Here is an 8,801-nt window from a genome sequence, read left to right as displayed (position 1 = left end):
AATAAAGTTTAGATTATCCGAGAAAGTGGTCAATATTCCCGATGTTGGTAGAGTTAAAATCGTTGCAGTGTTGATGGAAAATCAGAAAAAACCTAAGTATCTGGTCTCTACAAACCATAAAAAGAAGGCAGAGAACATAATAAGCGAGTATATGAAGAGACCAAAGATAGAAGAAAAGCATAGAAGAGATAAATCGATTTTAGATGTTGAGGGAAATTACCTAACGTCTGAAAAGAGCAATATTGGGTTTGTTAGGTTTATAGCAATGGTATCAAACTGTATAGAATATTTAAGCCACAAATATGGATTATCATTCTATGAAGTGATTAAAGAGTGCAGTAAAGAGCTAATAAAGAAAGGATTCTCGTAATCACACTGTCAGTAATATATGCATAACAAATTAAGAATTTAAAAAATCTCTGCAATTGGTGAAATTATGGAGATAATCCCTGTTTTGGATGTTATGGGTGGTTTAGCAGTCCATGGAAAAAGTGGGAAGAGAGAGGATTACAAACCCCTAAAATCCGTTCTATGCAACTCCTCCAACCCCATAGAAATAGCAGAAAAATATAAAGAAAACGGAGCAAAAACAGTATATATTGCTGATTTGGATGCCATAATGGGGAAAGGAGATAATTTTGAGATAATTAAAAAAATAGATATGAACAAAATCGTAGATGCGGGAATTAAGGATAAAAATGATTTACAAAATGTTTTAAAAATTTGCGATAAGGTAATTATTGGAACGGAAACATTAGAAGATTTAAATTTATTAAAAGAAAATGATATTATTTTAAGTTTGGATTTTAAAGATGGAAAATTGATGAACTATGATTTAGATGAGATTTTGAGTTATGTTAATGAAAAAACACCACTAATAATATTGGATATCTCTTCAGTTGGAACTCAAAGAGGGATAAATGTCGAATTGATAAAAAATATTATAAACAAAGTAGATAATCCAATTTATATTGGTGGTGGAATTAAAAACGAGGATGATATTAGGGTTGCCTATGATTTAGGAGTTGATGGAATTTTAATAGCCACTGCCATCCATAAAGGTATTTTAAATTTGAGAGAGTTAATTGAAAAATATTGAGGAGATAATATGAGTTCGATGAGAAGGATTGACATCATTAGAATATTGATGAAGCATGTAGAGGATGAGTTGGTTATAAGCAATATAGGATTTCCAAGCAAGGAGTTGTATCATGTTAAAGATAGGGATAGAAATTTCTACATGCTCGGTTCTATGGGATTGGCTTCATCAATTGGTTTGGGATTGGCTTTATCTACACAAGAGAAGGTTGTTGTAATTGATGGAGATGGTTCAGTTTTGATGAACATGGGTTCTTTATCCACAATTGGCTACATGAAACCAGAAAATTTGGTTCTCGTTATTGTTGATAATAGTGCTTATGGTTCAACTGGAAATCAACCAACGCACACAACAAACACAGATTTGGAAAAGGTTGCTAAGGCATGTGGTATTGATGCAGTAACTGTGGAAACTGAGGAAGAGTTGGAAGAGGTTTTTAAAAAGGCATTAAAGGAGAATAAATTAAAGGTCATCATTGCAAAGGCAATTCCATATAATGAGAAAGTTAAGGACATTGACATCCCGCCCGTGGTTATAAAGTATAGGTTTATGAAGAGTTTTAGTAAAAACTAAAATATTTAGGAAAATTTTAAATTGAACTATATAATTGTTCGCGTTAATAAATGGACATAACCACCATGAAAATTAAAGGTTAAATAATCTTTATTTAAAATTTTAAAAATGGTTTTAATGTTCTTTCAGAAATTCATTATGCCAAATAATGTTCAAAAAAATTCACTAACAACTAATATATCCCAAAATTGCAAAAAATCATTTAATTTGGTGATTTCATGTATATTCTAAAAATCGCTTATGATGGAAGGTATTCCTCCCAATCTCAACCACACAGAAACACTGTTGTTGATGTTTTAATGTATGCCTTAAAAGAATGTGGTTATTTAAAGGAAGAGAAGATTATATTCAGTGGGGGAAGGACAGATAAGGGTGTCTCTGCCTTAGGAAATTTTGTTGTTGTTGAATTAAATAAAAAGCCAATTCTGTCATTCATATATTCAAAATTGAGAGGGAAAGGTATTTGGGTTTTGGGATATAGGGAGATAGATGAAATTCCAAATGTAGAGTATAGGCATTATAGGTATATTTTGCCAAATGAAAATTACAACATTGAATTAATTAGAGAGGCATCCAAAAAATTAATAGGAACACATTCCTTCCACAATTTATCAAAAAAAGATAGGAGCAAAGAAAGAAGTTCAATAAGAACAATTTACAACATTAAAATAGATGCAAATGAATATTTCATAACTATTGATGTTATTGGAGAGAGTTTTTTATGGAATATGGTTAGGAAAATAGTAACTGCTTTATCCTATGTGGGAAGTAAAAAAAAGCCAGTTGATTGGATTGATAAACTTTTAGACGTAAACTATAGAGAGGGGGTTCCTCCAGCACCAGCAGAGGGATTAATTTTAATTGAGGCAAAGGTTGATGTTGAATATATATATGATGATTATGTTTTGAGGAAATTTAGAGAAGAGTGGGAAGAAGAATATAAAAAGAGTATAATGAAAATGGGCATTTGTAAGAGTATGTTAAATTTTTTCAAATAAACTAAATTCTAATAAAACAAAAATGGTTGATATTATGTATTACATTTCGGCAATAGGGATTGATGTGTCCTCAAATGACGTCTCAACAAATCCAAAGGTAAATGAGAAGATAGATTATGAGATAAAAAGGAAACTCTCAAAAATTGGAGTTAAGGCAGTATTAACAAATGTTACTGGTGATGATATTGTTATAACCTCCTTTGTTCCAGAAAATTTAATTGAGGAGACAAATAAAATAATCATTGACATATTAAAAAAACATGCTGAAGGTTTTGATGATTTAAATGGAATCTCAGAGAATCCAGAGGATGCAGGAGAGGGGGTTTCTTATGCTATTGCAAAGGCAGGTTCTAAATATGGAGATGCATTAATTGTTTCATTTGATACTTATGGAGGAGAAGATATTGTTAATGAAATGGCATTGTTTGTTGAGGAAATTGGAAAAAAGTTTGGATACGATGCCTCTTCATCCGTATCAAATAAACCAAAAAAGATTCATGGTGTTGGATATGTTGGTGTTTCAACAGATGACCCTGTTGTAGTTATAACTTTCGAAGAACTTAAGGAACTTCCAAAATTAGCAGGAATGATATTTGGGGGCTTGTTGGGATTTGATGGGGCTTATTTTGTAAGGAGAGGGACACCAACAAATATTCTTCCCCCTGGAGTTATATATACAATGTCTGCATTTTTGAATGGAAATGTTATTGACTTATATGAGGGAATAAGGAGAAGATTCAATATAATTGATTAAAATTTAGAATGTAGTCACCTTTCCTTCTATAATCATTTCTGTAACTTCCATGATGTTGTCAAGCCATTTGTTTGCTATCTCTTTTGCTTTAGGTTCGATATACTCTAATTTGTATCCTTCTTCAGTAATAATCTCAATATCCAATGCCTTTGGTTGGTCAATTGGCTTACCAATCTGGCTCAATATTCTTACATAGCACTCCTTAACACCATCTAATTTTGCAATGTCATTTGCTATCAAGTTAGCCAATATGTTGTAAATCTTCCCTACGTGGTTTATTGGGTTTTTACCACTTGCCGCTTCCATACTCATAGGTCTAAATGGTGTTATTAAACCATTAACCCTATTTCCTCTCCCTACTGAACCGTCATCACCCATCTCTGCTGATGTTCCAATAACTGTTAAAAATACACTCTCTCTTTCATAATCATCAGCGGTGTTGATGTGAATCTCAACTTCATAATCCTTTGCAATTTCTTTTGCAATTTTCTCAATCCTACTTCTAACGTCCTCAATAATTTTTCTATACTCTTCAACATCCTTCACATATTTATCCACAACTGCCATTGCAATGGTCAATGTTATTTTTTTACCCTCTCTCAATCCCATAACCTTTATATCTTCTCCTACTGCTGGAAGTTCTTTCTTTAATTCATCACTATTTAAATATTTCTCTGTTTCCAAGACAATTTTTTCGGTTGTTGATAATGGTGCATATCCAACTCCAAATGATGTATCGTTTGAAAGTGGAACTTTATTCTTCTGCCTCTCAAAAACATCAATCAAATCCATGGAACCTTGCCCAATTCTACAATCTACAACAACATCTTTATCAATATCCGCATTTCTTAAAATCTTTTTCAAATATTCTCTTGCCGCCTTTACAGCAACAGTACTTACTGGAAGTTTTATAATCTCATTCTTCTCTTTGTCATGGATTTGCATTGTTGCCCTTCCAGATAATAAAATGTAAATTGGGCTTACCATATTCCCTCCGCCAAATTTAGGATAGGCATGCCCACCTACAAGTTCAACTTGGTCTGTGTTGTGGTGTAAAACAGTCCCAAATCTTTCCTTGTACATATTACACAATGCCCTACTTACACTCTCTGCTATACCATCACAAATACTGTCTGGATGCCCCAATCCCTTCCTCTCTACGATCTCTACAGGTCTTTCTTCTACTGGTTGTAAATCCAATTTTTTCACAATGATATTCCTCATTCCATCACCTTCATTGTTTTTTAAATGATGTTTTATTAACATATGAGAAAAACACATTTAAATTTTACTCTATTATCCTACTTATCCAAATTTTGAAAGAATTCTTTGCTAATTTAAAACTTGTTAAAAATTAATTATAAAAAATTTAGCAAACAATTATAAATGGTATAAGATTATTTAAATTTAATGTTTTTAGTTATATTGATTTCAAATTGCATGCCATCCTGCGAAATAGATTTAACTTAGGTTTAAATTAGTCGCAGATCATACTAAAATTTCAAATAATAAAATACATGCAGTGATATCATGCTTTCAGAAAGAGTTATGGATTTTGAATCTTTTGAAGTTATGGATATCTTAGCAAAATGTGAGGACATGGAGAGAAGAGGGGAAGATGTTATTCATTTAGAAATTGGGGAGCCGGATTTTGATACACCAAAGCCAATAGTTGATGCATGTTTAGATGCTTTAAAAGATGGCAAAACTCACTATACAGATAGTTTAGGAATTTATGAGTTGAGAGAAAAACTCTCTGAAAAATATAAAAGAGAATATGGTGTAGATGTTTCTCCAAACAATATTATAATAACTGGAGGTTCAAGTTTAGGTTTGTTTTTTGCAATCTCATCAATAATAGATAGAGGGGATGAGGTTTTAATACAGAATCCCTCCTATCCATGTTATAAAAATATTATTAAGTTCTGCGGGGGAATTCCAGTTTATTGCAATTTTGAGGAAATTGAGAATTATATAAGTAAGAGAACAAAAGCAGTTATAGTAAATTCCCCATCAAATCCACTGGGAGAGGTTGTTTCAAAGGAAATTTTTAAAGAAATTTATGAAAACGTCCCATATGTGATATCTGATGAAATTTATTCAGGACTTGTTTATGAAGGAAAACACGTATCTGCAATAGAACTTGATGAAAACTTAGAAAAAACCATTATAGTCAATGGATTCTCAAAACTCTACGCTATGACTGGGTGGAGGATAGGTTATGTTATATCAAATAGGGAAATTATAAACGCCGTTCTAAAACTACAACAGAATTTATTCATTGCACCAACAACTTTTGCCCAATATGGGGCGTTAAAAGTTTTTGATGATAATGTTAAAAAAGCAAGGGATTATATGATTAAAGAATTTGATAGGAGAAGACGATTGGTTTTGAAGTATATCAAATCCTTCGGTTGGAGGGTGAACAATCCTGTTGCTGCCTATTATTTCCCTGATGTAGGTATGGATGGAAGGGAATTTTCAACCAAACTACTCGAGGAAAAAAAGGTTGCCACTGTTCCAGGCATAGGCTTTGGAAGTGTTGGAAAAAATCATATAAGAATCTCTTATGCAAACTCATATGAGAAAATAAAAGAAGGGATGGAAAGAATAAAAGAATTTATCGAATTTTAGATTTTACACCAAACTGAGATTACATATTCTTTTTTCACCACATTTTTCAGTATCATATATATAGTACGTAAGTAATATTATATATGTATAACATGTGTAACATATGTTTACCTCAGATTCCTTAAAATGAACAGATTTGTTATGCACAATGTGATTAAATTACAAACCTATTTAAAATTTCAAACTTCGTTATAATTCTCAATTAAAATATGTTTCATTATTCTTTCAAAAATTTTTATTGTGTTGGGTATTGGCATAAATTCGCAGAACAACTTATCAAACGCAACTTCCACAAAAGAGTGGTGGGATTTATGGACATTAAAGAAATCTTAGAACTAACTGAAAAAAGTTACAGTTCAGAAGATATCAAATACAAAAACAAAGTTTACTTCATATCCTATTTTTTAAGTTCTTTGGTGTTCGTGTTAGTACACGTTGCAATAGTAAATGAATCCATCAACGTCTTCTTTGCAGTTCCACTACTAACAATAATCGGTGGTATACTAATTATTAGGCAGGAAAAAATGTATAAGAAGTTTAAATCGTATTTTGACAAAATTTTTGAAAGAATTGTTGTTTATGGTATGCTTGCAATTGTCATCTCGACCATTATTGCATTAAATGTATATCCAAAAATTATGGGTATAGTTGTTGCAGTCATGTTTGGTTTTTTGTTAAGTATTGAGGGGGTTTTGTTCAAATCGAGGAAAAGACAGTTTTTAGGCATTTTAATAATGCTCTCCTCAATTCCAATGATTATATACTACAATTGCCAGTTTTTGATTCTTGCTTTAGTTCAGTTTTTGGCAGCAATTTGCTTTTTGATAAATGCTAAAAAAGAATAGATAAGAACTCATAGTATAGTGGTCCAGTTTTTAGCAGAATTTGCTTTTTGATAATGCTAAAAAAGAATAGATGGGAAATCATGAGTATATTCAACTCTGTAGTTAGGGTTAGGATTTTGGCGGTATTGTATGGTTTGGAGTACTGTGATTTTAATTATCTGAAGGAGCGGTTGGGGTTGACAGATGGGAACTTGGAACATCATCTGAAAAAGTTGGAAGAAGTTGGATTTATAGAGCAAAAAAAATCAATAATAAATGGGAGGGTGAAAACGCTGATTAAGATAACCAACAAAGGCAGGGGAGCATTTAAAAATTATATCTATGAAATTTTACAACTATCAAAAGAAAAAGAAAATTATGACTGCTAAATACGCATTAACAGTAAAATATAAATACCTAAAATACAATATTTAACTATTGTATTTAGAGGGGTTGGGATCAACCAACAATAGTACTAAAAGATTTGCTAAGATATTGCTTTGTGATGCAAAGTAATGGGAAAATATATATAGTTTTTTGACACAATAATATATATTGTAAGTAGTTCCCAGAAAAATATGGAATGGGTGATGTAAATGAAATTAGTAAAAAAATTAATGTCTAAAAGAGGGCAAGTTTCAATGGAGATTGGGATCTTAGTTGCAGCAGCAGTTGCAGTCGCTGCTATAGTAGCATACTACTACACAACAAGAGTTAAAGAGAGTGCAAAGTCAGCAGGAGAACAGGCAAATGCAACTGTAAACAAATTAGGAGAAGTTGCAGAGAACGCAACAGGCAAACTACCAACAATCTAAATTCTTTCTATTTTTTAATTTTTATTTTATGGAAATACCAATTCCCAAGAAATTTTTATATATTAAATTAATGTGTATAAATTTTTATCATACCAAATTTAATCTATGAATTTAAATACATGTGGTGTCAAAGATGAGAATAATTGGTTTTACTGATTTACATGAGAAATTCATAAATTTTGATAAAATTTTAAACTATAAACCAGATATTATATTAATTTCGGGAGATATAACTCACTTTGGGAGGAATTTGAGAATAATTGACCTTTTAAGAGGTGTTAATGAAAAAGTTAAGGTCTTAACAGTTCCAGGAAATTGTGACACAAAAGAAGCAATAGAAAAACTAAACAAATACAACCTAAACATTGATGAAGAATGCGTTGAAATCAATGGAATAAAGTTCGTTGGAATTGGGGGAAGTAACAGAACTCCATTTAATACACCAAATGAATATGAAGATGAAGAGTTATTCAACAAATTTCTAAAGGGAATAAAAAACATTGATAAAAATACACTAAAAAACAACTTCATCTTAGTTTCCCATGCTCCACCAAAGGATACAATGGCTGATAGAGTTGGAGATTTACATGTAGGAAGTGAAAGTGTAAGGAAAATTATTGAAGAACATCAACCAACCCTCTGCGCATGTGGGCATATCCATGAGAGTAGGTGTATAGATAAGATTGGAGAAACTTTAATTGTAAATCCATCTCCAGATGCATTTTTTGTGTTTGATACGAAAACTAAATATTTAGAGATTATGGAGTTATAAAAAACTTTAAAATTGAGTGAAAATAAGATTTCGAAATTAATAAATATCAAAAATTAAATACTAAAACAATACATTGAATTTCCAAAAGGATTAAATAGAATCTCTGCGGATGACTTATTGGAGTTGAATAAAAAGTTAGATGAAGGGGTTAAATATATTAAATAGGACTTTCGCAAATACATTTAAATACTTAGATTAACAATAAACCAGTTTCTTTACATAAAGAGATTATGGCATTCCCAACGGCTATTCGATTTAGTTCTCTTCTAAACTCATACCAAGTAATCTTTTATCGATTCTAATTTCTCTAAAATAAAGAAAGCCCTCATAGC

General features: G+C 31.4%; 11 protein-coding genes and 2 pseudogenes. 11 read left to right on the top strand and 2 right to left on the bottom strand.

Annotated features, from left to right (window positions below; all coding sequences use genetic code 11):
• The 5 genes from METFODRAFT_RS09750 to METFODRAFT_RS08585 all read left to right on the top strand — a co-directional run.
• Positions 1-370, top strand: a 370-nt coding sequence (locus METFODRAFT_RS09750) for a hypothetical protein (protein ID WP_007045208.1), incomplete at its 5' end; no start/stop codon positions are given.
• Between the two features lie 66 nt (positions 371-436).
• A complete protein-coding gene (locus METFODRAFT_RS08600; protein ID WP_007045207.1) occupies positions 437-1,099 on the top strand; it encodes a HisA/HisF family protein in 663 nt (220 codons plus the stop codon).
• Positions 1,100-1,108: 9 nt separating this feature from the next.
• On the top strand, positions 1,109-1,672 hold the full coding sequence (gene comE, locus METFODRAFT_RS08595; RefSeq protein ID WP_007045206.1) for a sulfopyruvate decarboxylase subunit beta: 564 nt from the start codon (positions 1,109-1,111) through the stop codon (positions 1,670-1,672).
• Positions 1,673-1,890: 218 nt separating this feature from the next.
• A complete protein-coding gene (truA, locus tag METFODRAFT_RS08590) occupies positions 1,891-2,670 on the top strand; it encodes a tRNA pseudouridine(38-40) synthase TruA (RefSeq protein WP_007045205.1) in 780 nt (259 codons plus the stop codon).
• 34 nt (positions 2,671-2,704) lie between these two features.
• Positions 2,705-3,424, top strand: a complete 720-nt coding sequence (locus METFODRAFT_RS08585) for a hypothetical protein (protein ID WP_048115814.1) — start codon at positions 2,705-2,707, stop codon at positions 3,422-3,424.
• A 3-nt stretch (positions 3,425-3,427) separates the two neighbouring features.
• On the opposite strand, the gene METFODRAFT_RS08580 is transcribed toward METFODRAFT_RS08585, so the two are convergent.
• Complete coding sequence (locus METFODRAFT_RS08580; RefSeq protein ID WP_048115812.1) at positions 3,428-4,648, bottom strand: methionine adenosyltransferase; 1,221 nt, start codon at positions 4,646-4,648, stop codon at positions 3,428-3,430.
• Positions 4,649-4,954: 306 nt separating this feature from the next.
• On the opposite strand from METFODRAFT_RS08580, the gene METFODRAFT_RS08575 reads away from it, so the two are divergent.
• The 6 genes and pseudogenes from METFODRAFT_RS08575 to METFODRAFT_RS11590 all read left to right on the top strand — a co-directional run.
• Positions 4,955-6,058, top strand: coding sequence for a pyridoxal phosphate-dependent aminotransferase (locus METFODRAFT_RS08575; RefSeq protein ID WP_007045202.1), 1,104 nt, complete (start codon positions 4,955-4,957; stop codon positions 6,056-6,058).
• Between the two features lie 311 nt (positions 6,059-6,369).
• A complete protein-coding gene (locus METFODRAFT_RS08570) occupies positions 6,370-6,903 on the top strand; it encodes a hypothetical protein (protein ID WP_007045201.1) in 534 nt (177 codons plus the stop codon).
• A gap of 80 nt (positions 6,904-6,983) precedes the next feature.
• Entirely contained in the window at positions 6,984-7,271 is a 288-nt protein-coding gene (locus tag METFODRAFT_RS08565) for a transcriptional regulator (RefSeq protein ID WP_007045200.1), read from the top strand.
• 207 nt (positions 7,272-7,478) lie between these two features.
• Positions 7,479-7,697, top strand: coding sequence for a class III signal peptide-containing protein (locus tag METFODRAFT_RS08560; RefSeq protein WP_048115809.1), 219 nt, complete (start codon positions 7,479-7,481; stop codon positions 7,695-7,697).
• Positions 7,698-7,830: 133 nt separating this feature from the next.
• Positions 7,831-8,469 carry a metallophosphoesterase gene (locus METFODRAFT_RS08555; RefSeq protein WP_007045198.1) on the top strand — a complete coding sequence of 213 codons (639 nt, stop codon included), beginning with the start codon at positions 7,831-7,833 and terminating at the stop codon, positions 8,467-8,469.
• 60 nt (positions 8,470-8,529) lie between these two features.
• Positions 8,530-8,631 (top strand): annotated as a pseudogene (locus METFODRAFT_RS11590) (acylphosphatase); the annotation flags it as partial.
• A 28-nt stretch (positions 8,632-8,659) separates the two neighbouring features.
• Here METFODRAFT_RS11590 and METFODRAFT_RS11975 read toward each other — a convergent pair.
• Positions 8,660-8,801: pseudogene (locus METFODRAFT_RS11975) on the bottom strand (IS701 family transposase); the annotation flags it as partial.

It is taken from the genome of Methanotorris formicicus Mc-S-70 (genome assembly GCF_000243455.1).
In the GTDB taxonomy this organism is placed as follows: Archaea; AGJL01; Methanococci; order Methanococcales; family Methanococcaceae; genus Methanotorris; species Methanotorris formicicus.
The sequence above is the reverse complement of the archived record's forward strand: the minus strand, read 5'-3'. Positions and strand labels throughout refer to the sequence as shown.

Excerpts from the sequence above, each read along its gene's own strand:
- METFODRAFT_RS08585 (WP_048115814.1), top strand. The coding sequence starts at position 2,705 with ATGTATTACATTTCGGCAATAGGGATTGATGTGTCCTCAAATGACGTC.
- METFODRAFT_RS08600 (WP_007045207.1), top strand. The coding sequence starts at position 437 with ATGGAGATAATCCCTGTTTTGGATGTTATGGGTGGTTTAGCAGTCCAT.
- METFODRAFT_RS08580 (WP_048115812.1), bottom strand. The coding sequence starts at position 4,648 with ATGAGGAATATCATTGTGAAAAAATTGGATTTACAACCAGTAGAAGAA.
- METFODRAFT_RS08570 (WP_007045201.1), top strand. The coding sequence starts at position 6,370 with ATGGACATTAAAGAAATCTTAGAACTAACTGAAAAAAGTTACAGTTCA.
- METFODRAFT_RS08575 (WP_007045202.1), top strand. The coding sequence starts at position 4,955 with ATGCTTTCAGAAAGAGTTATGGATTTTGAATCTTTTGAAGTTATGGAT.
- METFODRAFT_RS08560 (WP_048115809.1), top strand. The coding sequence starts at position 7,479 with ATGAAATTAGTAAAAAAATTAATGTCTAAAAGAGGGCAAGTTTCAATG.
- truA (WP_007045205.1), top strand. The coding sequence starts at position 1,891 with ATGTATATTCTAAAAATCGCTTATGATGGAAGGTATTCCTCCCAATCT.
- comE (WP_007045206.1), top strand. The coding sequence starts at position 1,109 with ATGAGTTCGATGAGAAGGATTGACATCATTAGAATATTGATGAAGCAT.
- METFODRAFT_RS08565 (WP_007045200.1), top strand. The coding sequence starts at position 6,984 with ATGAGTATATTCAACTCTGTAGTTAGGGTTAGGATTTTGGCGGTATTG.
- METFODRAFT_RS08555 (WP_007045198.1), top strand. The coding sequence starts at position 7,831 with ATGAGAATAATTGGTTTTACTGATTTACATGAGAAATTCATAAATTTT.